The organism is Flavobacterium johnsoniae, assembly GCF_030388325.1.
GTDB classification, from domain to species: Bacteria; Bacteroidota; Bacteroidia; order Flavobacteriales; family Flavobacteriaceae; genus Flavobacterium; species Flavobacterium johnsoniae_C.
This window is the reverse complement of the sequence record NZ_CP103794.1, coordinates 2365142-2390373: the sequence shown is the minus strand read 5'-3', so window position 1 is coordinate 2390373 and position 25232 is coordinate 2365142. Positions and strand designations below refer to the sequence as shown.

Sequence of the window (25232 nt, the reverse complement as noted above, 5' to 3'; positions counted from 1 at the left end):
TGCCGAAATCTGCGTGAAAAACTCTTTTTAATTCTTTAAATATCTAGCAAACTTTTACTTATTGATTTCTCTCCAGATTTTTGCCATAAAATCATCTTTATACATTAATCTGTTGGTTCTTGTTGGATTTACACGATTGGTTAAAATAACGGTAAATCTATTATTGTCTGGATTCATAAAGAAAAAAGTTCCTGTAAATCCTGTGTGTCCAAAATCATTTGCTTTGAAAAATTCGTCTGGTTTTCTTTTATCGAAACCAAGTCCGCGGTAGATTCCTTCTTTTGCTAAAGGCGATTGTATAAACTCTTTTATCACTTTTGCTTTTAGAATTTGTTTTCCTTGAAATTTTCCATCATTTAACAACATTTGGCAGATAACAGAAATAGATTGTGCATTGGCAAACAAACCTGCATTTCCTGAAACGCCTCCAAAAATAGCCGCCGCTTCATCGTGAACATATCCTCTAATTGTATCTTTTCTAAAGAAATTATCCAATTCTGTAGGCGTTACATTTTCGATAGAAGTCCATTTTAACGGATTGTATCCAATTTTAGAAATACTTAATTCTGTATAAATTTCTCTTGTTAGTTCATCGAGTTTCTTTCCTGTTTTGGTTTCAATCATTTCTTTAACCAAAAGCAAATTTAAATCGCTGTACACATATTTTCCTCTCTGATTAACGTTGGCATGAGCAATCTGATTATAAACTGTTTTGTAAAATTCAGGATTCAGCCACATGTTTTTATAAATCTGAATCCAATTTTCCTTTGGTGTAAATGAAAGATAATTGGCATCATAAACAATATTTTTGTTCACATACATTGTATCAAACAATTCTGGATAATCTGCTGATTTTTGATTGCTCAACAAAGGCGAACCATCAGGCGTTGAAAGCATATCTTGATAAAAAGTAATACTCGCTTTTAATCCTGAAGTATGCGTTAATAATTCGAAAAGTGTTAAATCGGCAATTGGTGTATTTTTGAAAAAAGGAACTGCATCACCCAATTTATCTGTAATTTTCATTTGATTCTCGCCCACCAAACGCATGGTTACTAATGTTGCACCCAAAACTTTAGACATCGAAGCTAGATCGTAAACGTCATCATTTTTTACGGGTTGTTTTTTAGAATAATCTTCAAAACCATAATTTTTTGAAATAAACACTTCGTCTTTACTTCCAACAATAACTTGAGCACCAGGAAAAAATCCTTTTTCAAGTGCATTGGTCATCATCGAATCGATATAAACTTCATTTTGTTTTACATCAAAAGACTTTTTCGACTTATTCTGAGCATAACCGCTGATTCCTAACAGAATCAAAAATGCGAATACAATATTAGCTATTATGTTTTTCATTATTGTATTTTTATTTTGTTGAAAATTCTACCGGATTGCTTTCTGTCTGGGTTTGACTCAAAGCAGAAACAGCATAAACATAATTCTCTAAATCAGGATTTGAAACTTCCAATTTTGTTAGCGTTGTTACGTAATAAATATTCATTGGATTGGAGAAATCAGTAATCTTGCCTTTTGGAAATCTGTAAATTACATATTTCTTATCATACATTTCAGGTTTCCAATTTAGTATTGCTTTGTCGCCTTTTTTAGTAATTATTGCATTTGTTGGCGATAGCGGTTTTATTCTTGTAATTCTATTAGCTTCTGGAGTTAAGGCAATATATTTATATGGTTTTTGAATAAGAGCATTTCGGAGCGTGTCTCCTTTTTTAAAGAATGAATTTGCTGTAAAATGCATCGAACCATCTATTTGAGGCATTTTTCGAATCATTTCGATTTGTTTCACAATTTGATCTGGACTTCTCCATTCTTGCTCTTTTGCTGAGTTAGAAATTTTATAATCGCCATGTCCAACATAAACATTAACCCCATATTTGTGTTCTGCCCACCATTTTGCCAAAACTTCAAAATTAGCTCTATCAAAACCAATATGCCAGTATAATTGTGGCGTTACATAATCGATCCAGTTTTCTTTTTGCCATTTTAAAATGTTGGCGTACAAATCGTCATAATTGGTTGCTCCGGCCTTTGTGTTAGAACCTTGAGAATCTTTAGCAATATTACGCCAAACCCCGAAAGGCGAAATTCCGAATTCGACTTCTGGTTTATTAGCAATAATAGTATCTCTAATTTGCTTGATGATTAAATCGACATTATCTCTTCTCCAATCGTCTTTGTCTTTAAACTGTCGTGGTTCTTTAGCGAAAGCTTTTTCATCTGGAAACTCTTGTCCTTCAATTTTATATGGATAAAAATAATCGTCCATATGAACGGCTTGAATGTCATAATTTCGAACAATTTCGCCAACTACAGAAGAAACAAAATCTCTGGTTTCTTTATAACCTGGATTAAAATATCTTGATTTTCCGTAAGTCAAAAACAGTTCTGGTTTCTTAAAAAACAAATGCGTTTTAGTCAAAACATCTTTTACCGTATCTTTTTGAACTCGATATGGATTTAGCCAAACATGAACATTCATTCCTCTTTTTCCTGCTTCGTCAATCATCATTTGCAACGGATCAAATCCTGGCGCAAGACCTTGAGTTCCCGTTATCCAATGCGAAGCAGGTTCTTTTGTCGATTTATAATAAGCATCGGCCGTTGGGCGAATTTGAAAAATTACCGTATTCAGATTATTAGATCTTAAATTATCTAAAATACTAATCATTTCGGCTTTCATCTGCTTGTCTAATAATCCTGGTTTTGATGGCCAGTCAATATTGTCAACAGTAGAAATCCAAGCTGCACGCATTTCTCTTTTCGGTGATTCTTGACTGAAAAGTTTTGTTTGAAAAAGCAGTATTAGGATTATTATTTTTAGGCTTCTCATAAGATTGTATTTTAGATTCATTTTTGTAATCAACCTAACAGATTTTAAAAACCTGTTAGGATAGTAAATAATTATTCTAGTAAGTAAATTCCGCCTTCGATAAGTGATGTCCAGACTTGTCCTTTATCATCAACTGTAAAACCATTTATGCTTGAACTTCCTAGATTAATTTGTTTTATAATTTCAAACTTTTCAGCATCTACAATTATAACTTCTCCTTTACGGCTTCCGATATAAATTTTATTATTTTTTTCTAATATTCCAGCCGGATTATGTTCATATCCAAGTTTTAAATCTAAAACTTTGCTTTGAGAAATTACATTTTCTTCTGTTAATTCAATATCATCATTAAGTGGCACTCTTACCAATTCTCCATCCATAGTTTTTCCATAAAACCATTTTCCATCTTGGCTTTTACCCATAGATTCTCTGATTTTCCATTTAGAAGTTCTTAAAAGCGTCTTCCCTGTTTCGATATCCAAAATGGTCAAGAAACGTTGTGGGGTAACAAAATAAAGTCGATTTTTTGTTGAAACCATATTTACATTTCCAGCCGAATACAAAATTTGCTTATCATTTCCATTGTTCCATTTCCAAATTAGATTTCCTGTGTTTTTATTCAAACAATAAATATACGAATCCCAAACTCCAAAAATTATTTTATCGCCTTGTATCAACGGAATTCCTTGCGAATAAGACGCAGGTAAATTATTCTTCCAGATGACTTTACCTGTCACACCATCTAAGCAAACAAATGCTGTAGAACTCGCTGTATAAACTTTATTATTTTCTGCAATTGGCGAACCTACTAAAACGCCTCCAACAGGAATTGTCCATTTTTGTTTTCCTGATTGTGTATCAAATCCTTGTAAATTTCCTTCGATTGTACCAATTACAAGTGTATTTTTTATAATTATGGGTGAAAAATAAATGGAATTTCCTGTTTCTGTTTTCCAATTCAACGCTTTATTTTTCAGATTAACCGATTTTATTTCGCCAATCGAATTAGTAAAATAAACATTCTTTTTGTCGAATGCAGGAAGGCTGTAAATCGAAGCAACATCTTTTATAAAAGGAAATTGCATTACCAAATTATCTTTCGGAATTTCGATTTTAGAAGGTGCTGTCGGAACCGAAAATCTAAAAACTCCAGGTTTATCTATTTCTTTTTGATAAATACTAATACTGTCTTTGCTGATAATTACTTCATTATAACTTTTTGTTTTTCCGTCAAGCGAAGTTATCGATGTTCCCATTATACCGCTCAAACCTGAGAAATCATATTTTTTTAAAGTGTGTCCGTGACCACAAAACGAGGCAACAGTTGGATATTTTTGTAAAACAGAAAGCACTTCTTTATAATTGCTCACGCTATTATCTAACGGATAATGAGCAAAATTCAGGACTTTTTTATTGCTGTTTTTTAGATTTTCTTTTAAAGTTTTATCGAGCCAAAGCACATCTTCGTGTTTTACAAAACCATCTCCCATTTTCATATAAGGTCCGCATGGAAATCCGATAAAAACATAATCTCCCTTTGAGAACACAAATCTATCCTCACCAAATATTTTTTTATAAGTCAAACCTGCGCTTTCGCTCCAATTGGTTTCGTGATTTCCAGAAATGACATAATACGGAATTTTCAATTTTGAAAGTATTGAATGCACTTGTTTTAATTCGTCATCAGCACCGCGATTGGTCAAGTCTCCCGTTACAATTGCAAATTCAAAATCAGAATTATTAATTTCTTTTACGATATTCTGCAATAAAAAATCATTGTCATTTCCTACCGAAACGTGCAAATCGGTTAGCTGTACAAACTTAATATTTCCTGATTTTTCTGCATTTTGAGAAAAACCAGAAACGATAATAAAAAGCAATAATATTCTTGAAAATAAATTTTTCATAAGTTATTTTTTAATTTATTGAACCTTCATTTAAATTATATTGTGATCAAGTTGAGTTAGATTTCTTCGTTTTTTTTACGCAGATTCAGCAGATTTAATTCTCAACAATCGTAAAAAAATCATTTTAATCTGTGGCTATTAAAAAACAAGCAAAAAATACCTAACAGGTTTTGAAAACCTGTTAGGATAGGTAACCAACCAAAATTTATGCATTACTTTTTTTATGGGTAAAATCGCAATACACACTTACTTATCTAATATTTTATTTTATCGTTGAAAAAATTATTGAAGAATAACAACTGAAATTTTAAAGAGTTTTCCCAATATTGAAGATCATGTTTTCCTGGGCGTTCTATATAATCGTGATTTATTTTTTGGGAAAGCATTTTAGCATGAAGCTGTCTGTTTACTTCCATAAAAAAATCATCAAAACCACAGTCTATAATCAATTTTAAATTATTGTCTTTTACCAAATCAAGCATATTGGTAACGGTATATTTTTCCCAATTTTCAGGAAATTCGGTTATAGTTCCTAGACGTTTTTTAATATCCCAATTATCAGGAAATGGCCTAAAATCTACTCCTCCGCTCATACTGCCGGCCGCACCAAAAATATCCTGATGTTTAAACGACAAATACAAAGCGCCATGCCCGCCCATGCTTAAGCCTGAAATAGCTCTGTTTTCACGATTAGGAATTGTTCTGTATTTTTGATCTATATAAGAAACTAATTCTTTTGTAACATAAGTTTCGTACTTAAAGCTTGGATCAATAGGACTGTCAAAATACCAGCTTGAATAATTTCCGTCTACACCGACTACAATAAAATTGTATTGATCTACCTGACTTTTAAGTTCTTTAAAATCTTTTGCCCAAGAAGCATAATTTCCGCTATATCCGTGAAGAAGATAAACAACAGGGAATTTTTTATAGCTTTTTTTATAACTCTCCGGAAATATAATACAGCTTTTAATATTCTTATTCATTGATAGGCTAAAAACCTGAATGGTATCAACTGTTGCGGCTTTTGCAGAACAAAATAAAAGAATTAAATATAAGGTATAAAGTGCTTTTGCTTTATGTTTTTTTCTAAAGGAGGTTTCTCTACTTTTTTGAAATACATTATAAATAGAGAAAATATGGTTTTTCATATAATCTGGTTTTGTTAGAAAATAGTTTTAACAAATATATACAAAAAACAAACAAAATACATTATTTTGCGTTATTTAACAAAATAAAATACAAATAACGCAAAAACATGCAAAAATAATTGAACTATATATTGATTAAAGTATAAAAACTCCTGATTTTCTGTACTCTTCAAGACTTGCATCTTCAGGATCAAGATTGGTAACAATGGTATCCAATTGTTTTAAATCGCAAACCACATGAGGCATTTTAGTGTTCAATTTATCAGAAGAAAACATAGAAACTACTCTATCAGAAGCTTCTATCATGGCTTTTTTAACAATTGAGATTTCGTATCCAATTTCTGTCAAACCTTGTTTAATATTAATGCTACTCGCTCCAATGAAACAAATATCTGCTTTGATTTTGGAAACAACCTGAATTACATCCATACCAATTGTCACCATTGCATTTTTCTGCATTTTTCCACCAATAAAAATCAAATCAATATTTGGATGTTGTGAAAGCTGCATTGCAATTGGAAGACTATACGTATATATAGTAGCTTTTAAATCTGCTGGAATTAACTTCGCAAAAACCAAATTGGTACTTCCTCCACTCATTATAATAACCTGATCATCATGAAGCAAAGACAACGCTTTTGTAACTATCTTCATCTTCTCATCTTCTCCAGATATATTAATATTAAAAACATCTGCTGATTTTTCTGTTACCTGCACTGCTCCACCGTAAACTTTCTCTAAAAGCTTTTTGCTGTCCAGTTCGTTTAAATCTCTCCTAATTGTATCCTCGGATAAGTCCAAAGCCAAAGCCAAATCTGTTGTGACAACTTTTTGTTCTTCAACAAGTTTCGTCATGATATATTTATGTCTTTCGGCTTTCAGCATTTTATTAAAAGTTTAAATTCACGACAAATATATCAAATAATTTTATTGAAATATAAAACTTGACTCAAAACATGCGTTTTTCTGCATGTTTGCTATAAAAAATATAAAACAGAAAAATTACACATTTAAAATATGCGTTATTTTGCGTTATTCAAAAGATTTTTTAAAAATATTAACAATAAAAATGCATTTGTATGCAATAATTGAATATATTTGCTTAACAACCATAAAAAAAACCAAGTAATCATGAAAAAACTATTTCTTATTTCATTGTTGGTTTTGTTCATTCAAGCAACATTTGGGCAAACAAAAACAATCACTGGAACGGTAAAAAACAAAGCGGACGGATTCCCCATACCTGGTGTCAGCGTAATGATTCAGGGAACCTCCAATGGAACCTCAACTGATTTTGACGGAAACTACAGCATCAGCATCGCACCTGGACGAAGCCTTAGTTTTAGCTACATGGGTTTTGAAACCGTAGCAATCAAAATTGAAGGACAGCAAAAAGTAAATGTTGATCTTTCTCCAAGCACTTCAAAATTAGATGAAGTAGTTGTGGTAGGATTCGCTTCTCAGAAAAAAGTAAATCTTACTGGAGCAGTTGCAAAGGTAGATGTTAAAAAAGCCTTGGGAAGTATTCCTGTTACTGACATCACAAAAGGTTTACAGGGAACTACTCCTGGACTTAATATTACTAGTAACTCAGGTAACTTAGGTAAACAATCAAACATTAATATTCGTGGTATGGGAACTATTGTAAATGGAGAAGCTTCTGGATCTCCACTTATTTTAGTTGATGGTGTTCCAGGCGATTTATCAATGCTAAATGCAGAAGACGTAGAATCGATGTCTGTGCTTAAAGATGCTGCTTCTGCTTCTATTTATGGTGCTCGTGCTGCATTTGGAGTTATCTTAATTACTACTAAAAGCGGTAAAAATGCTAAAGGCAAAGTAAGATTTGCTTACAGTAATAATACAGGTTGGAGCAATCCAATTTCTTTGGTTCAATTTAATGATCCAACTGTAGAGCTTCCTGCAATGATCGAAGCACAAGCTAGAGCTGGAAATGCAAATCCGGAATCTTTTGGTATGAACTACAAAACATTATTGCCTGGTATCATTAACTGGAAACAAAACTACGCTGCAACTAGAAATCCTAATGATAAGAATATGATTCTAGGTCAAGATTTTGACATTATTGGCGGAAAAGAATATTTCTACAGAATTTGGAATCCGCATGATGAAATGTTGAAAAAGAATGCAGTACAAACACTTCATAATTTATCTGCTCAAGGTTCTTTGAGCGAGAAAAGTTCGTTTATTGTTTCGTTAGGTCTTGCTAATCAAGAAGGTGTAATGAAAATTAACAACGAAACCAACCAAAGATTCAATCTTAATCTTGGTCTAACAACAGAATTAGCAAGCTGGCTTACTGGAGATTTTAAAGTTTTAGGAACTTTCCAAGAATATGATTCACCTTTTAACTACTATAACAATGGTATTGATACTGCTGGTAACGGTTATTTTGGTTACTATATGCGTTGGGGTTCTTATTTCCCTTATGGTACTTATAATGGCACTTACTTTAGACACGCGCCAGGTTATATGGCAAATGCGTCTCAAAATGAAAGTAAGTCAAATGATATGAGGATAAGCGGAAAACTTACAGCTCAAATCACAAAAGACTTTAATATCATTGGAGAATATAGTTTTAATACTAATTTTTCAAGTCTAAAAATGAACGGTGGTCAAGTGCCTCTTTGGGACTTTTGGACAGGTGCAGCTGACTTAGTTTCAGGAAAACCGACTTCAATGGAAGTGGCTAATGATTTTGTGGCGCAATCCAAATCATCTTTTACAAGAAATGTAGCCAATTTTTATGCTAATTATACTAAAACATTAGGAGAAAACCATAACTTCAAAGTATTAGGTGGTTTAAACTCAGAATGGTATGATTTTGAGAGAACCTACGCTCGTAGAAATACACTTTTGGACAAAAACAAGCCAGAGTTTAATTTAGCAATTGGTGATCAATTTACTTCGCCTCTTGTTGCTAATACCACTTTAAATCCAGGTTTATCAAGATATGCAATTGCCGGATTTTTTGCGCGTGTAAATTACGATTATAAAGGAAAATATTTACTGGAATTAAACGGACGTTATGACGGTTCGTCAAAATTCCCTACTAATGAGCAATGGGGATTCTTCCCTTCTGCTTCTGTTGGATATAGAATTTCTGAAGAAAGTTTCATGGAAGGAACTAGAGGCTGGTTAAATGATTTGAAAATCCGTGGTTCTGTTGGTTCAATTGGAAATCAAAATATCGCTAACAATGCCTTTTTACCAGTTATGACTAACGTTACCACTAATCCTAATCCTTATTGGATAGGTAGCGGTACGACAGTTAATCCAACTGTTAATCAACCTTCAAATGTTGACCCGAATTTAACTTGGGAAAAAGTAACAACTCAGGATATTGGTATTGATATTCGTATCTTTAATATGTTAGGTTTAACATTTGATTACTATCAACGTGATACTAAAGGAATGTTAGCACCTGGAAAAACACTTCCGGGTTCATTTGGTCAGGCTGCTGCTAATACAAACTCTGGAAACTTAAGAACAAGAGGTTGGGAACTTGCACTTAACTTTAATAAACAGATAAACAAAGATATCAACGTTTATGCAGATCTTACACTTTCTGATAATACTACAGAAGTAACAGAATGGAACAACTCTTCTAAACTTTTAGGTTCTTTCTATGCTGGTCAAAAATTAGGTGAAATCTGGGGATTAGAAACAGACCGATTAATTCAAACAACAGATCAAATTGATGCAACAGGATTAATAGTAAACGGTGTTGATTACAAAAATGTAAGAACTGGTGCTTTTAGATATGGTGCAGGAGATGTGATGTACAAAGATTTAGATGGAGACGGAGTAATCTCTAGAGGAGATGGAACAGCTCTTAAACCAGGAGATTTAAAAGTTATTGGAAATACTACACCTCGCTACCAATATGGAGTTCGTTTAGGTGGTACTTTATACGGATTTGATATTGATGCTTTCTTTCAAGGAGTTGGTAAACGTGAATTCTGGACAACTTCAGACTTAGTGCTACCATTCTACAACAGAACGGATGCTATGTATGCAAGTATGAATGACTACTGGACACCTGAAAATACAGATGCGTATTTCCCTAATCCATATCCTGGGCACGCAACTAATGCTTTCGGAGCTTATGCACCTGGATCAAACAATTTTGTTGCACAGTCACGTTATTTATTAGATATGTCTTATTTACGTTTAAAATCTATGACTCTTGGATATACTTTCCCGAAAAGCATTTCTCAAAAGGCCGGATTTGACAAAATCAGACCGTATGTTTCAGGTTTCAACTTAGCTACTTGGAAAAGCAGCAAATTGCCTGTAGACCCTGAAATTAATGAAACTGAAGCGGTTTGGGGAAGAACTTTCCCTTACTCTAAAACATGGTCAGTTGGTATACAACTTGCGTTTTAATAAATGTATTTAAAAATCAAAAATTAACTAAAATGAGAAAATTAATCATAAACTCTAAGATAAAACTATCAGTTGTCTTGCTTGCTTTTGCAGGTCTTACTGCTAGCTGTTCAGATTTTTTGGATACACCTCCTGAGGATGTATTTACAGATGACAATTTTTGGACCTCAGAAAATAACGTAAAAACATTCTCTTGGTTGAACTATAATACGTTTAACGGGTATGGAAATAACGCTGGTACTACGGCTGATTTCTACTTTCATGCTTCGTCTACAGGATTAATAGATGACAACTTGGCAATGAACGTTTTCACTAACTTTCTAACAGCTCCAAATGCAACTAATACAAACTGGAACGAATATTACACTTTGATTCGTCGTTGCAATCTTATGTTAGAAAGAGTTCCTAACGTGCCAATGGACCAGACTAAGAAAAATCATTATATCGGTGTTGCAAAATTCTTCAGAGCTCATACATATTTTCGTTTAGCGCAGCAGTTTGGCGATGTGCCTTATACAGACAAATATTTAGCTCAAGGTGACGCAAATGTTTACAAACCAGCTTTATCGAGAGCAGAAGTGATCGACAATGTTATTAAAGATTTAGAAGAAGCAATTCCAATGTTACTAAACGTTGATGACAGCAATGTTACTGTAAATAAATATACTGCTTATGCATTATTGAGCCGAGTATGTTTAGGTGAGGGTACTTACAGAAAATACAATTTAGCGCAAAATGGAAATGTTTATCTTCAAAAAGCAAAAGAAGCTGCTTTAGCCGTGATGAATAATAACGCTTTCAAACTAAATGCAGATTGGAAAGCACTTTACAACTCTGTTGAGTTAATGAATAATACTGAGGTAATCTTAACTAAAAGATATATTAAAGGTGTTTTAGGAAATTCAGTACAAGCTTATACCAATACTTCTACTGTTCAAAACGGATTGACAAAATTTGCAGCAGAAAGTTATGTAACTACAAATGGATTGCCTATCAAACAAGCTGGAAACGCTCAGTTTTTAGGTGATGCTACTATTGCTAATACTTTTGCTAACAGAGATCCAAGATTTGCTAAAGCTTTCAGCAATGCAGATTATGCTTACTCTGATAAACCTTACAATGGTTTAACCTCAATCACAGGTTATGTATTCCAATTGTATAATAATCCTGCTACAACGGGTACAGACGTTTCAACAATTGGACAAAATCAAATTGATGCTCCCGTTTTCACATTAAGCGAGGTGTATTTAAATTATGCTGAAGCATGTGCAGAATTAGGTACAATTACTAATGTTGATCTTGATTTATCTCTTAACAAAGTTCGTACACGTGCAGGAATTGCTACTTTGACTACAGATGGCACAAATGCAACTGCTGGTGGAGTACAAATAAACGATCCGCAAAGAACAACAGCATTAGAACAAATTTCTGGAATTGTAAATCCGATTATATGGGAGATTCGTCGTGAGCGCAGAATCGAATTTATGGCTTGGACTACAATGAGAAAAGAAGATCTTATGCGTTGGAAAAAAGGAGATTATTTGGATACTAATTCAAATCCAGATGTTGTTTTAGGAGCTAGAATTCCTGCTTTGATAGGAGGAACAACTAAAACAAGAGTAAACGCACAAGGATATGTAATTCCTTATGCAGCAGGTGTTTCAAGATTATTTGTATCTCCGAAAAATTACTTGAGTGCAATTCCAACAAATGATATCAACTTATACGCTGCAGAAGGTGTAGAATTGAAACAAAATCCAGGTTGGTAATTCACTTTCTTAAATAGACTATTTGCCCCTTTATAATAAAACTGCCTCTGGAATTAATCTAATCAGAGGCAGTATTTAAAAATTGCTTTTTCATTGCGAGTTCAATGACCAAAAACCTATAATGCTACAATCTGAAATTTCAGATATTCATTTCTCATCATCAATCACAAACAACAACCAATCAAATAATAGCTTAATTTTATTAGTCAATTTTTGCCTAACTATTAATTGTAATTAAAATGATAAAATTTATTTCAAAAAGTGTTTTTATTGCAGTTTATCTGTTTGTAACGTCTTTGCATTCTAATTCGTTTTCAACAGCTATGACATTCGGCACATCAGAAATTAATCCTCCGGCAATAAAAACTGGAGCAGATAATTACGAAAAATATTTACCGCTTTTAAAAGACAAAAAAATAGGAATTGTAACCAATCAAACAGGAATTTTATCTGATAAAACACATTTAGTTGACTTTTTATTAGAGAAAAAAATTGCGGTACAAACCATCTTTGCACCAGAACATGGCTTTAGAGGAACTGCCGATGCAGGCGAGCATGTTGTTGACGGAAAAGATCCAAAAACTGGTTTATCAATCATTTCTCTTTATGGAGATAATAAAAAACCGAAACCTCAGCAATTAAACGGAATCGACATTATGATTTTTGATCTTCAGGATGTTGGAGCTCGTTTTTATACTTATATTTCTTCACTTCATTATGTAATGGAGGCTTGCGCCGAAAACAATTTACCGCTTATAATCTTAGACAGACCAAACCCAAACGGAAGCATTGTTGATGGTCCGCTTTTAGAAAAAGAATTTACCAGTTTTGTCGGCATGCACCCTATTCCGCTCCTTCACGGAATGACAATTGGAGAATATGCACAAATGATTAATGGGCAAAAATGGCTCAAAAACGACGTACAATGCAAATTAACCGTTATTCCTTGTTCCAATTATAATCGAAATATGCAATACGGTTTATTGGTTAAACCGTCACCAAATTTGCCAAACGATCAATCTATAAATTTGTATGCAAGTTTATGCCTTTTTGAAGGAACGAATGTCAGTATGGGACGTGGAACCGAAAAACAATTCCAAATTTACGGTTCTCCTTTTTTAACCAAAACCAATTTCAGCTTTACGCCAAAACCTAATTTCGGAGCCAAAGATCCGCTTTATAAAGGAAAAGAATGTTTTGGTGAAGATTTAACTTCCTATCCCAAACTTAAACAATTAGAATTAAAATGGCTCTTAAAAGCATATCAAAATACCACCGATAAATCTAAATTTTTCAATGCCTTTTTTACCAAACTTGCTGGAACAAAAAAATTGCAGCAGCAAATAGAATCGGGAGTTTCAGAAAAAGAAATTCGCGCAAGCTGGAAAAAAGATTTACAAGCCTTTCAAATTATGAGAAAACCGTATTTACTCTACTAAATAAGGCTTTTTTCAGAATTAAAAATTTCCAAAACTTACTATTTTTTTTATAAAATAGAGAATCCTTATACAAATAATCGAACTCATAAATATCAAAATCAGCTGTTTCAAAACCAAAAAAAGAAAAGAAAAATGAAGAATAAAAATCCTGAAACCGAACAAGAATCTTTATATAAAGATTTAGACCAAATGAGCGTAAAAGAACTCTTAACCAACATTAATACAGAAGATCAAAAAGTTCCGCAAATTATAGAAGGACAGATTCCTAAAATTGAAAAACTCGTAAAAGCAATTGTAAAAAAAATGCAATTAGGCGGACGTTTATTTTATATCGGAGCTGGAACTTCTGGTCGTATCGGAATTTTAGATGCCTCTGAATGTCCGCCAACTTTTGGTGTTTCGCATGACATGATTATCGGAATTATTGCCGGCGGAGATACTGCAATTAGAAAAGCTGTTGAAAATGCAGAAGACGATACCGAACAAGCTTGGAAAGATTTAGCTAAATTTGAAATTTCAAGCCTAGATTTTATTATAGGAATTGCGGCTTCTGGAAATACGCCTTATGTTTTGGGTGCTTTAAAAAAAGCGAAAGAACATAATATTAAAACAGGAAGTATTTCTTGCATCAGCAACGGACTTATCGCACAAGAAGCCGATTATCCAATTGAAGTTATTGTTGGTCCTGAATTTTTAACAGGAAGTACGAGAATGAAAGCGGGAACAGCTCAAAAACTGACCTTGAACATGATCTCAACTTCTGTAATGATAAAACTTGGAAAAGTAAAAGGCAACAAAATGGTAGACATGCAGTTGTCTAACGAAAAACTAGTAAAACGAGGCATCAAAATGATTATGGAAGAATTGGGAATTGAATATGATTTAGCCGAAGAATTACTGCAAAAACATAAAAGTGTACGCGCTGTTTTGTTAGATCATAACAGCAAAAAATAAACTAATATTAAAGCAAAACCAAAATGTCTTCTACTACAATCCTCATTTTCATCTTTGTTTATTTTGGTCTTTTACTTTTTATTTCAAACGTAATCAGTAAAAAAGGACAAGACAACGATTCTTTCTTTAAAGCAAACAAAAACTCTAAATGGTACCTTGTTGCTTTTGGAATGATTGGAACTGCTCTTTCTGGAGTAACTTTTATCTCTGTTCCTGGAGAAGTTGGTTCACCAAACGGAGAACAATTTAAATATTTCCAGTTTGTTTTAGGAAACGCAATCGGATTTATCATTATTGCAAAAGTCTTGCTTCCACTCTACTACAGAATGAATCTGACTTCGATTTACAGCTATATCGAACACAGAATGGGAATTAGAAGTTACAAAACGGCAGCTTCGATATTTTTAGTAAGCAGAACCATTAGTTCAGCTTTTAGATTGTATTTGGTTGTCATTGTTTTACAACGATATGTTTTCAATGATTTCCATATACCATTTCCTGTAACGGTACTTTTGGCTTTGGCGCTTATCTTTTTGTACACCTTTAGAAGCGGCTTAAAAACCATTATTATTACCGATACACTACAGACGTTTTTTTTAGTTAGTTCAGTGTTTATAACCATTTATTTTGTTTGTGACAGTCTTAACCTGACTGTTCTTGAGTCGGTTTCAACCATTCAGAATAGTAATTATTCTAAAGTATTTTTCTTCGATGATTTCTTTACGAGCAAGTACCACTTTGTAAAGCAAATTTTAGGAGGAATGTTTGTTACTATAGCAATGGTTGGGCTCGATCAAGATTTAATGCAGAAAAACCTAAGCTGCAAAAACATTGGCGAAGCGCAAAAAAACATGTTCACATTTACAGGAATTTTTGTTTTAATCAATATTATTTTCTTGAGTTTGGGCGCTTTATTATACATCTACGCTGCAAAAAATAATGTTGAAATTCCGTTAGATTTAGCAACAGGAAAACCAAGAACCGATTTACTTTTCCCAGAAATTGCTTTAAATCATTTGTCAATAGTTCCGGCATTTGTTTTTCTTTTGGGAATTATCGCTGCGACTTTTGCCACAACCGATTCAGCTTTAACCGCTTTAACTACTTCATTTTGTGTTGATTTTCTTGGCATGGACAAATCTGAAAATCTCGACAATACTAAAAATGTAACGATAAGACATTGGGTACATTTTGCTTTTTCAATCTTACTTTTTATGGTAATTATTGTATTGAATTCCTTTAATGATGCTTCTGTCGTGGCATTAATTTTCAGAGCTGCATCGTATACTTACGGGCCATTATTAGGATTATACGCTTTCGGATTATTGCAAAAATCAAGATTAGTAAATGATAAACTTATTCCGATTATCTGTATTATTTCGCCAATATTTACGTATTTCTTAAGCGAAAACTCAGCACAATTATTTGGGTATACTTTTGATAACGAATTAATAATCATCAACGGATTATTTACTTACATCGGAATTTATTTAACTAGTAAACGCACAGAAGAAAAAATCTCTTTTTAAAAGCCAAAATAAAGAATTCAGACTTTTACCTGAATACTCAAAAAATGATTTCATGAAAAATACAATTATAAAAATAGGTTTACTTACAGCCGTGCTTTTTTTAATCATCAATTGTGGTGTTTCTAAAAAAAGTAAAACTGCTGTTGACAAAAACGAGCCTATTTCAAGAGAAAATAAAGAAGTTTACATTCCAAAAAGCAAAGCAGAAAAAAAGCCTTTTGTTCCCGATTGTGATGCCGAAAATCGTTGGACAGACAGCATTTACAGTAAAATGACGTTGGACGAAAAACTGGGACAATTATTTTTTGCAAATGCTTATTCTAACAAAGATTCTGTTCATGTTAATAAAGTGAAAGAATTGGTTTCAAAATACAATATTGGTGGCATTATTTTCTTTCAGGGCGGACCTGTTCGTCAAGCGAAATTAACCAACTTATATCAGTCAAAAGCTAAAGTTCCTTTGTTTATTGGACTTGATGCCGAATGGGGATTAAGCATGCGTTTAGACTCGACCTACGCTTATCCGTGGAATATGACTTTGGGCGCGATTCAGGATTTAGATCTTATTGAAAAAGTCGGAAGACAAATGGGAAGCGAATGCAAAAGAATGGGAATTCATTTCAATTTTGCCCCTGTTTTAGACATTAATACAAATCCACTGAATCCGATTATTGGAAATCGTTCTTTTGGCGAAAGCAAAACCAATGTTGCTGATCGCGCTTCTGCCATTATGAAAGGCATTCAGAGTCAAGGCGTTTTGTGTACAGGAAAACATTTTCCCGGACACGGAGATACAGCTGTCGATTCACATAAAGCGCTTCCAACGGTTGCTTACAGCAAAGAACATATGAATGAAGTCGAATTATATCCATACAAAAAGCTATTTGACGAAGGTTTGGCTTCTGTAATGGTCGCACACCTTAATATTCCGAATTTAGAACCAGGCGAAAATGTCCCTTCTTCTGCTTCTTATAATGTGGTAACCGAATTACTTCAAAAACAATTAGGTTTTGAAGGACTGATTTTTACAGATGGTTTAGGAATGAAAGGCGCCAGTAACTTTAAACCTGTCGGAGATCTTGAATTGGCAGTTTTACAAGCAGGAAATGACATTTTTCTTTGTCCAGACGATGTTCCAGCGGCTTTAGAAAAACTAAAAATATTTTATGCAAATGGACAGATTACCGAAGAACGTCTAGCGCATTCGGTTAAAAAAATCCTGCGTTATAAATTCAAAGCGGGATTAAACAAATACAAGCCTGTTGATTTAAAAAATCTCCAAAAAGATTTGACAAGTCCTGATAAAGATGCGCTTCAATACAATTTGTTTGAAAACGCCACTACCGTTTTAAAAAACAAAAAAGACATTCTTCCGATCAAAAATCTGAATCAGAAAATTGCTTATGTAAAACTGGGAGAAGATGTAAACAGCACTTTTGTTTCGACTTTAAAAAAATATACCAAAATAACAGAAGTTTCAAATACCAATATTGATTCTTTAAACGCTCAATTAAAGAATTATGATTTAGTAATTGTAAGTTATCATAAAGTAAATAAAGCTTGGGAAAAACATGATTTCTCTTCGAATGAATTGTTTTTCTTGAATAAAATTGCCGAAAACAATAAAGTCATTTTAGATGTTTTTACGAAACCTTATTCATTGCTTTCCATCCAAAACTTTGATAACATTGAAGGAATGGTTGTTTCGTATCAAAATTCAACGATTTCTCAGATTGTTTCTGCCGAAATTTTGTTTGGAGCCAAAAGCGCTAAGGGAAAATTACCAGTTTCAATTAACGATAATTTTAAAGTAAACGACGGAATCGATACCGAAAAAATCGATCGTTTAGGTTTTGAAACACCAGAAAACATGGGGATGAGTTCTGCAATTCTTGACAAAATAGACGCTATCGCTCAAAAAGCAATTGACGGAAAAATGGCTCCGGGAATGCAGGTTTTAGTGGCAAGAAAAGGAAGTGTTGTTTTTCAGAAATCATACGGATATCAGACATACGATAAAACTGTAAAAGTTTCAAATGCTGATTTATACGACGTTGCTTCGATTTCAAAAATGATTTCTACGCTTCCAAACGTGATGCAGTTATACGATAAAAATAAAGTTGAATTAGATACAAAACTGGGAACAATGCTTCCAATGTTTTCTAAATCTAACAAAAAAGACATTTCATTTAAAGATTTATTAAATCATTATGCGGGATTAATTGCATGGAGTCCGTTTTACAAATCGACGTTAGATGCAAAAGGTTTTCCTTCTGATAAATACTATCGAAAAATTCCAGAGAAAAATTTCACAACCAAAGTGGCTGACAGTCTTTTCATTAGAAATGATTATCATGACACAATTATGAAATTTATCGCCGACTCTCCTATTTCATTAAAAAAAGAATACAAATACAGCGATTTTACTTTTATTATTTTAAAAGAATATCTGGAAAGAGCAACGCATAAAAAACTGGAAGATTTAAGTCAGGAAAATTTCTACAATTCATTGGGAATGAATCACACAACTTATAATCCGTTATTGAAATTTGATAAAAATGTAATTGCTCCAACCGAAATTGATAATTATTTCAGACATCAACTAATACAAGGTTATGTGCACGACATGGCAGCGGCAATGGAAGGCGGAGTTGCAGGACACGCGGGGATTTTTTCGAACGCTATGGATGTTGCCAAAATGATGCAGTTGTTTCTTCAAAAAGGAAGTTATGGCGGAGAACGTTATTTTTCTGAAGCTACTTTTGATACTTTTAATACTTGTTTTTATTGCGCTCAAGGCGTTGAAAGAGGTTTAGGTTTCGATAAAAGATTAGGAAAAGACGGCCCAACTTGTCAATGTGCATCTAAATCTAGTTTTGGCCATACTGGTTTTACAGGAAATATGGCTTGGGTTGATCCTGAAAACGAAACGGTTTATGTGTTTTTATCGAACAGAACTTATCCTGAAGTTGGCGAAGAAGGAAATAAATTAGCTAAAGAAAAGATCCGAGAAGATATTCAGAAGATAATTTATGAATCTATAATAAAGTAAAAGCAAAGATCAGCTTCGGAGAAGCGAAATATTTATAGAAATTGTATTTATTATTGTTTGCAAAAGAGCTCCAGCGGAGCGAAATAAAAATATGTCGCTCCGCTGGAGCTCTTTACATCTATCCGATTGAATTTCTATAAATATTTTGCCCCGCTGGGGCTGACTAAAAAAACTAGTATATAACACATAGCGCTATGTTTGTTTAAGAAAAGTGAAACGCCTTTTTTAAGAAATCTAAATCTATGTTTCTATGTGTTAGAATTAATTGCTACCAACTGATTAACTTTAGCAGCATTTTAAAATAACTTTCATGAACAAAAATATTGAAGCGCTTTATCAAATTGCTCAAAAAGAAACAAAGCGAATAATTGGACTAATGTCGGGAACTTCTCTTGACGGATTGGATATTGCGCTATGCGAAATTTCAGGATCTGGCGTAAATATCAATGTAAAGCTGGCTCAATTTGAAACGATTAGTTATTCGGAAGAAATCAAAACAGAAATTCGTAAAGTTTTTGCTCAAAAAAATATTGATTTTCAGCATTTGGCTTTGCTAAACGAATGGATTGGTTTGCTTCATGCTTCAATGATAAATGAAACTTTAGAAAAATGGAATATTCCCGCTTCAGAAATTGATTTAATTGCTTCTCACGGACAAACTGTTTTACATGCGCCAAAGTTTTTGCATCAGCAAGAGAAATTTCCAAATGCGACATTACAAATTGGAGACGGCGATCATATTGCGGTAAAAACAGGAATTATCACTTTATCTGATTTTAGACAGAAACACGTTGCTGCTGGTGGCGAAGGCGCTCCTTTAGCAGTTTACGGTGATTATTTTTTATTTGGAAAAGAAGGCGAAAACAGAATTATGCTCAACATTGGCGGGATTGCCAATTTTACTTATCTGCCTTCAGCCATAAAAACCAAAGACACTTTTGTAACCGATACTGGAACAGGAAATACTTTGATTGATCTTTTTGTAAAGAAATATTTCTTAGACAAAAGCTACGACAAAGATGCAGAAATAGCCAAACAAGGAACTGTAAATCAGGTTTTATTGGACAATTTGAAAGACAATGCTTTTTTCAAAAAAGGTTTTCCAAAAACCATCGGACAAGAATTATTTAATGCTGAATACGTAGAATTAGCTCTTTCAAAAAGCAATCTTACCAATATTTCAGCACCCGATTTACTGGCAACTTTAACGCGTTTTACAGCCGAAACCATTGCCGAAGCGATTCAATTTGCTGTAGAAAATTCATCTTATAAAATTGAAGATTTTAAAATTTATCTTTCTGGCGGAGGAGCCAATAATCCTTTAATTGTACAATGGTTAAAAGAATTACTGCCTTGTGCTTTCTTCAAAAGCAATGATTTAGGAATTAACAGCGATGCCAAAGAAGCGATTCTTTTTGCTGTTCTTGCAAATGAAACTGTTGCTGGAGGCGATTTTAAATTTAATTCTGTAAAAATTCCGTCAGTAACTATGGGAAAAATTTCGTTGCCTAATTAGTTCAAAAAAAAAATAACCTCAAACTATTAACAAACCAAAAACCATGACAAAAGAACGTTTAACCTCACTGGACGTATTTAGAGGATTTACTATTTTTCTAATGACGATAGTTAATAATCCGGGAAGCTGGTCATCTATTTACCCGCCATTGGAACATGCAGAATGGCACGGCTGTACACCAACCGATTTAGTTTTTCCTTTTTTCGTTTTTATTATGGGAACAGCAATCCCTTTTGCTATGCCGGTTAAACATCTTGATGGTGCTGTTTTTAATAAAATTTTAGTTCGATCACTTCGCATTTTCTGCTTAGGATTTTCTTTGGCTTTTTTTGGAAGAATACATTTATTTGGCCTGGAAGGTTTTCCGCTTTTAGCAATAAGACTCGTTATTTTCTTCGGAATCGCCTATGCACTTTTGGGAAATTTTAGTTTAAAAGTCAAAACCTATCTAGTTTTCGGAATCTTAATTGTATTATTATCTTTAGCCTACAGCGGTTTAGAACACTTTGAAGACACGAGAATTCCTGGAGTTTTACAGCGAATTGGAATCGTTTATTTCTTTACGTCTCTTTTATATTTAAAAACCAATTTAAAAACACAGATCATAACTGCCGTTTCAATTTTGGTTGGATATTATCTGTTGATGGCTTTTGTTCCTGTTCCGGGAGTTGGAGAAGCCAACTTTGAAAAAGGTACCAATCTGGCAGCATGGCTCGATAATTTACTTTTAAACGGACACTTATGGAGCGTTTCTAAAACTTGGGATCCAGAAGGAATTTTAAGCACTTTACCTGCCATCGCAACTGGAATTACAGGAATGTTTATCGGACAAATTTTAAATTTATCAGTTTCTAAAATCGAAATTGTAAAAAAACTAGCTATCGCTGGAATTGTGCTATTGATCTCAGGATTACTTTGGAATATTATTTTCCCAATCAACAAATCACTTTGGACAAGTTCTTATGTTTTGTATACGGGCGGAATTGCTACTTTATGTTTGACTTTTTTGTATTACGTTATCGATGTTGCGAATTATAAAAAATGGGCTAAATTGTTTTTAATCTGGGGTGTAAACCCAATGATTGTCTTCTATTTTTCTGGAATAATTCCGAGAGTAATGAGTTCTATAAAAATGCAGAATCCAGAAATTGGAGGTGACGAAATTGGCTTTCAAGCTTACATTTATGAATATGGAATTGTACCTGTTTTTGAAAATCCGTTAAATGCATCATTGGCTTATGCACTGGCTTATGCCCTTTTCTGGTCAATTATTTTATGGATTTTGTATAAAAGAAAACTGATCTTCAAAGTTTAGTATTTCAGAAAGAATGGTATTATTATTGCGAAATTTAAATTTCCTTTAATCATCTAAAAAAACTATTTTTGGTTTTTGTTAAAAAACATTGAAATGCATAAAAATCAGTATTTAATATTCTCTTTTCTATTTATATTTTTCGTTTCGACGATTTCTTCCGCACAGGAAAAAACAATGCATCCTAAAAACGAATTTAGAGGTGTTTGGATCGCCACCGTTGTGAATATAGACTGGCCGAAAACAAGTTTAGATAACGTAGAAAAAGAAAAAGCTGATTACCTTGAAATTTTAGAAGCCTATAAAAAATTAAATTATAATGCTGTAATTGTTCAAGTTCGAAGTGTTGGTGATGCCATTTATCCTTCTGAATTTGCGCCTTGGTCTCGATTTTTAACTGGAAAAGAAGGTTTAGCTCCAAATCCGTATTACGATGCGTTGGAATGGATGATTGAACAGGCACACAATCGCGGATTTGAATTTCACGCTTGGCTAAATCCTTATCGTGCAACTTTCGATTTGAATAAAAATCTTTTAAGTCCTGGACACGATCTTTTTAAACATCCAGAATGGATGATTGAATACGGCGGAAAATATTATTATGATCCTGCTTTGCCAGAAGTTCAGGCCCATTTAACAAAAGTAGTTAAAGAAGTAGTCGACAAATATGATATCGATGCCATTCATTTTGATGATTATTTTTATCCGTATGCCGTTCCCGGAAAAGTATTTAACGACAATGCTTCTTACCAAAAATATGGTGCCGGTTTAAGCCGTGCCGATTGGCGTCGTGCCAATGTGAGCAATTTTGTACATACTATTTCAACAACAATAAAAGACAGTAAACCTTGGGTTCAATTCGGAATTAGTCCATTTGGGGTTTGGCGAAATAAATCTCAGGATCCGAGAGGTTCTGAAACGCAATCGACTTCAAATTATGATGATTTATACGCTGATCCTATGTTATGGATGGATCAAAAATGGATTGATTATATTCTGCCTCAATTATATTGGAGCATGAATAATACAAGAGCATCTTATTCGAAATTGGTAAAATGGTGGTCTGAAAATTCAAATAATACAGCTATTTATATCGGTCATGCTTCTTATAAAATTAGAGGCGACTCAGATAAAAGCTGGAATTTTGTAACTGAAATCCCAACGCAGATTGATTTTCTAAGAACCTTTAAAAACGTTTCCGGAAGTGCTTATTTCAGCTCAAAATGGTTTATGGGAAAAAACTTCGATGTCGTTCGTCATTTAGAAGAAAATCAATATAAATATCCTGCGATTCCTGCAGCCGTTCCGAATTTAAAACATGTCATAATTGATACTCCAAAAGTGATTGAATATAGTAAAGATAGCATTCGTTACAACTTCACTTTTAAAAGTCCATTAAACACAAAAGTTCGTTATATGGTCGTTTACGGAGGTGAACATATTTCTAAAATTGACATTAGCGATGCTACAAAAATTGTAGAAAAAGTAACTGTCAAAGAAGTTGACGGAAAAATTACTTTCGCAATTGCTGCTGGAAAATTAAACCTTTACAAAGCTTGTGCTGTAACTTTCATTGATTATTATGCCAATGAAAGCACGCCAACTGCCATAGATCTAAAAAAACCATTTAAAAACTATATACCTGCACAACCTAATGAAAATAGATAATAAACCTTGGTTCTGGATTCCGCTTCTAAACTTTGCATCTGGATTGCCGTATGCCATAATTATTTCAGTTTCGGTAATTATGTACAAAAATCTAGGTATAAAAAATGAAGATATCGGAGTTTATACCAGTTTATTATATCTTCCTTGGGTAGTAAAACCGCTTTGGAGTCCGCTTATTGAACTAATCGGAACCAAAAGAAAATGGTTTTTATGGATGCAACTTATCATTTCTATTTCCTTTTTACTGGTCGGATTAGCGATTCCAACAAATGGATTTTTCATGATGTCGTTAGCCATATTCTGGGTTGCCGCTTTCGCTTCGGCTTCAAATGATATCGCGACAGACGGTTTTTATTTATTGGTTTTGCCAGAAGACAAACAATCTTTTTTTATCGGAATCAGAAGTACTTTTTACAGACTTTCAATGCTTGCCGGAAACGGATTAGTGGTACTTTTTGCCGGATATTTGGAGCATAAATATGGAGACAACACAAAAGCTTGGTCTTATACTATGATCTGTGTTGGGTTATTGATGACGTTTATTACCGCTTACAATTTCATTTTTACACCAAAAAATGAAATAAATGCTGTAGAAAACAAAAAAGAAACTCCTCATCAAAATTTTGGAACCATTTTTATCAGTTTCTTCAAGAAAAAACAAATCGGATTAATTTTGGCTTTTGTTCTCGTTTTCAGATTAGGAGAATCACAATTACTAAAAATGTTAAGTCCGTTTTTATTGGATGGAAAAGAATTAGGCGGAATGGGATTAGATACAGAAGCCGTTGGAATTATTTACGGAACTTTTGGTGTAGGTGCATTGACTTTAGGCGGAATTTTAGGCGGAATTGCCATTTCCAGACATGGACTTACCAAATGGATGTTTCCGATGTTTCTGGCGATGCATTTACCAATTATTGGCTTTATTCTATTAGCATTTTTTCACCCAACATCAATTTATTACATTTATGTTGTTGTAATTTTAGAGCAATTTGGTTACGGTTTTGGTTTTACAGCCTTTATGATGTATTTAATTCATGTTGCCGAAGGAGAATCAAAAACAGCACATTATGCACTTGCAACTGGTTTTATGGCATTAGGAATGATGCTTCCAGGAATGTTAAGCGGTTATATACAACAATATTTAGGCTATCAAAATTTCTTTATCTGGGTTTTGATTGCTACAATTCCAGGTCTTATTTTATCACGTTTTTTAGTTTTCCCGAAAGATTTTGGGAAAAAATCATAAGAAGTTTAAATCCCAAATCAAACTCTTACATATGGAAATCAATGAAAATTTGCAAGCCGAACGAAATCTGAAAGGAACTGAGTTCGAGAAAAATGGAAATCTTGAAAAAGCAATTGAATTGTATGAAGAAAATGTCGCAGAAAGCTTTAAAGGAAACCATCCGTACGATCGACTGGCAACGATCTACAAAAATCAAAACGATCTCGACAACGAAATTAGGGTTTTAGAAAAAGCCATTTTGGTTTACGAAGAAATTACAATTGAAGATCGATTGGAAGGACTTCCAAAACTTTTCAGATTCAAAAACCGATTGGAAAAAGCCATTGAAACCCAAAAACAATTAGCCAAACAAAAAAAGGCAAAACTGAAATAATTAAATTTAAATTAAGCTTAATTTTCTTCTTACCATTAAGATATTAAGTTCA

The 25232-nt window shown here is 33.4% G+C and carries 16 protein-coding genes; 11 read left to right on the top strand and 5 right to left on the bottom strand.

The features are described from left to right. Positions 1–54: 54 nt before the first annotated feature. The 5 genes from NYQ10_RS10355 to NYQ10_RS10335 all read right to left on the bottom strand — a co-directional run bounded on the left by NYQ10_RS10355 (position 55) and on the right by NYQ10_RS10335 (position 6794). A complete protein-coding gene (locus tag NYQ10_RS10355; RefSeq protein WP_289880591.1) occupies positions 55–1359 on the bottom strand; it encodes a serine hydrolase domain-containing protein in 1305 nt (434 codons plus the stop codon). A gap of 10 nt (positions 1360–1369) precedes the next feature. Next, entirely contained in the window at positions 1370–2851 is a 1482-nt protein-coding gene (locus NYQ10_RS10350; RefSeq protein ID WP_289880590.1) for a glycoside hydrolase family 10 protein, read from the bottom strand. A gap of 71 nt (positions 2852–2922) precedes the next feature. Continuing rightward, a complete protein-coding gene (locus tag NYQ10_RS10345) occupies positions 2923–4758 on the bottom strand; it encodes an outer membrane protein assembly factor BamB family protein (protein WP_289880587.1) in 1836 nt (611 codons plus the stop codon). A gap of 254 nt (positions 4759–5012) precedes the next feature. Next, the gene (locus tag NYQ10_RS10340; protein WP_289880586.1) at positions 5013–5909 is read right to left on the bottom strand and encodes an alpha/beta hydrolase; all 897 of its coding nucleotides are present in this window, start codon (positions 5907–5909) and stop codon (positions 5013–5015) included. A 135-nt stretch (positions 5910–6044) separates the two neighbouring features. Further along, complete coding sequence (locus tag NYQ10_RS10335) at positions 6045–6794, bottom strand: DeoR/GlpR family DNA-binding transcription regulator (RefSeq protein ID WP_289880584.1); 750 nt, start codon at positions 6792–6794, stop codon at positions 6045–6047. A gap of 246 nt (positions 6795–7040) precedes the next feature. Between NYQ10_RS10335 and NYQ10_RS10330 the strand changes: the two genes are divergently transcribed. The 11 genes from NYQ10_RS10330 to NYQ10_RS10280 all read left to right on the top strand — a co-directional run bounded on the left by NYQ10_RS10330 (position 7041) and on the right by NYQ10_RS10280 (position 25180). Continuing rightward, complete coding sequence (locus NYQ10_RS10330) at positions 7041–10319, top strand: SusC/RagA family TonB-linked outer membrane protein (RefSeq protein WP_289880582.1); 3279 nt, start codon at positions 7041–7043, stop codon at positions 10317–10319. Between the two features lie 32 nt (positions 10320–10351). Then, the gene (locus NYQ10_RS10325) at positions 10352–12088 is read left to right on the top strand and encodes a RagB/SusD family nutrient uptake outer membrane protein (protein ID WP_289880580.1); all 1737 of its coding nucleotides are present in this window, start codon (positions 10352–10354) and stop codon (positions 12086–12088) included. 239 nt (positions 12089–12327) lie between these two features. Continuing rightward, positions 12328–13527: an exo-beta-N-acetylmuramidase NamZ family protein gene (locus tag NYQ10_RS10320; protein ID WP_289880578.1), complete on the top strand. Its 1200-nt coding sequence runs from the start codon at positions 12328–12330 to the stop codon at positions 13525–13527. Positions 13528–13659: 132 nt separating this feature from the next. After that, positions 13660–14481, top strand: coding sequence for an N-acetylmuramic acid 6-phosphate etherase (murQ, locus tag NYQ10_RS10315; protein WP_289880575.1), 822 nt, complete (start codon positions 13660–13662; stop codon positions 14479–14481). Positions 14482–14504: 23 nt separating this feature from the next. After that, positions 14505–16010 carry a sodium:solute symporter gene (locus NYQ10_RS10310; protein ID WP_289880574.1) on the top strand — a complete coding sequence of 502 codons (1506 nt, stop codon included), beginning with the start codon at positions 14505–14507 and terminating at the stop codon, positions 16008–16010. Positions 16011–16062: 52 nt separating this feature from the next. Beyond that, positions 16063–19062 (top strand): glycoside hydrolase family 3 N-terminal domain-containing protein, encoded by a 3000-nt coding sequence (locus NYQ10_RS10305; protein ID WP_289880572.1) that lies wholly within the window; start codon positions 16063–16065, stop codon positions 19060–19062. Positions 19063–19372: 310 nt separating this feature from the next. Beyond that, complete coding sequence (locus NYQ10_RS10300; RefSeq protein ID WP_289880569.1) at positions 19373–20578, top strand: anhydro-N-acetylmuramic acid kinase; 1206 nt, start codon at positions 19373–19375, stop codon at positions 20576–20578. A 43-nt stretch (positions 20579–20621) separates the two neighbouring features. Continuing rightward, positions 20622–21893, top strand: a complete 1272-nt coding sequence (locus NYQ10_RS10295) for an acyltransferase family protein (protein ID WP_289880567.1) — start codon at positions 20622–20624, stop codon at positions 21891–21893. Between the two features lie 93 nt (positions 21894–21986). Then, the gene (locus tag NYQ10_RS10290; protein WP_289880565.1) at positions 21987–23558 is read left to right on the top strand and encodes a glycoside hydrolase family 10 protein; all 1572 of its coding nucleotides are present in this window, start codon (positions 21987–21989) and stop codon (positions 23556–23558) included. Next, positions 23545–24807: an MFS transporter gene (locus NYQ10_RS10285; protein ID WP_289880563.1), complete on the top strand. Its 1263-nt coding sequence runs from the start codon at positions 23545–23547 to the stop codon at positions 24805–24807. The genes NYQ10_RS10290 and NYQ10_RS10285 overlap by 14 nt, the downstream gene beginning before the upstream one ends. Before the next feature lie 31 nt (positions 24808–24838). Next, a complete protein-coding gene (locus tag NYQ10_RS10280) occupies positions 24839–25180 on the top strand; it encodes a hypothetical protein (RefSeq protein WP_091496222.1) in 342 nt (113 codons plus the stop codon). Positions 25181–25232 lie beyond the last annotated feature (52 nt).

Coding starts and splice junctions, on each gene's coding strand:
- NYQ10_RS10355 (WP_289880591.1), bottom strand. CDS start 1,359: ATGAAAAACATAATAGCTAATATTGTATTCGCATTTTTGATTCTGTTA.
- NYQ10_RS10350 (WP_289880590.1), bottom strand. CDS start 2,851: ATGAGAAGCCTAAAAATAATAATCCTAATACTGCTTTTTCAAACAAAA.
- NYQ10_RS10345 (WP_289880587.1), bottom strand. CDS start 4,758: ATGAAAAATTTATTTTCAAGAATATTATTGCTTTTTATTATCGTTTCT.
- NYQ10_RS10340 (WP_289880586.1), bottom strand. CDS start 5,909: ATGAAAAACCATATTTTCTCTATTTATAATGTATTTCAAAAAAGTAGA.
- NYQ10_RS10335 (WP_289880584.1), bottom strand. CDS start 6,794: ATGCTGAAAGCCGAAAGACATAAATATATCATGACGAAACTTGTTGAA.
- NYQ10_RS10330 (WP_289880582.1), top strand. CDS start 7,041: ATGAAAAAACTATTTCTTATTTCATTGTTGGTTTTGTTCATTCAAGCA.
- NYQ10_RS10325 (WP_289880580.1), top strand. CDS start 10,352: ATGAGAAAATTAATCATAAACTCTAAGATAAAACTATCAGTTGTCTTG.
- NYQ10_RS10320 (WP_289880578.1), top strand. CDS start 12,328: ATGATAAAATTTATTTCAAAAAGTGTTTTTATTGCAGTTTATCTGTTT.
- murQ (WP_289880575.1), top strand. CDS start 13,660: ATGAAGAATAAAAATCCTGAAACCGAACAAGAATCTTTATATAAAGAT.
- NYQ10_RS10310 (WP_289880574.1), top strand. CDS start 14,505: ATGTCTTCTACTACAATCCTCATTTTCATCTTTGTTTATTTTGGTCTT.
- NYQ10_RS10305 (WP_289880572.1), top strand. CDS start 16,063: ATGAAAAATACAATTATAAAAATAGGTTTACTTACAGCCGTGCTTTTT.
- NYQ10_RS10300 (WP_289880569.1), top strand. CDS start 19,373: ATGAACAAAAATATTGAAGCGCTTTATCAAATTGCTCAAAAAGAAACA.
- NYQ10_RS10295 (WP_289880567.1), top strand. CDS start 20,622: ATGACAAAAGAACGTTTAACCTCACTGGACGTATTTAGAGGATTTACT.
- NYQ10_RS10290 (WP_289880565.1), top strand. CDS start 21,987: ATGCATAAAAATCAGTATTTAATATTCTCTTTTCTATTTATATTTTTC.
- NYQ10_RS10285 (WP_289880563.1), top strand. CDS start 23,545: ATGAAAATAGATAATAAACCTTGGTTCTGGATTCCGCTTCTAAACTTT.
- NYQ10_RS10280 (WP_091496222.1), top strand. CDS start 24,839: ATGGAAATCAATGAAAATTTGCAAGCCGAACGAAATCTGAAAGGAACT.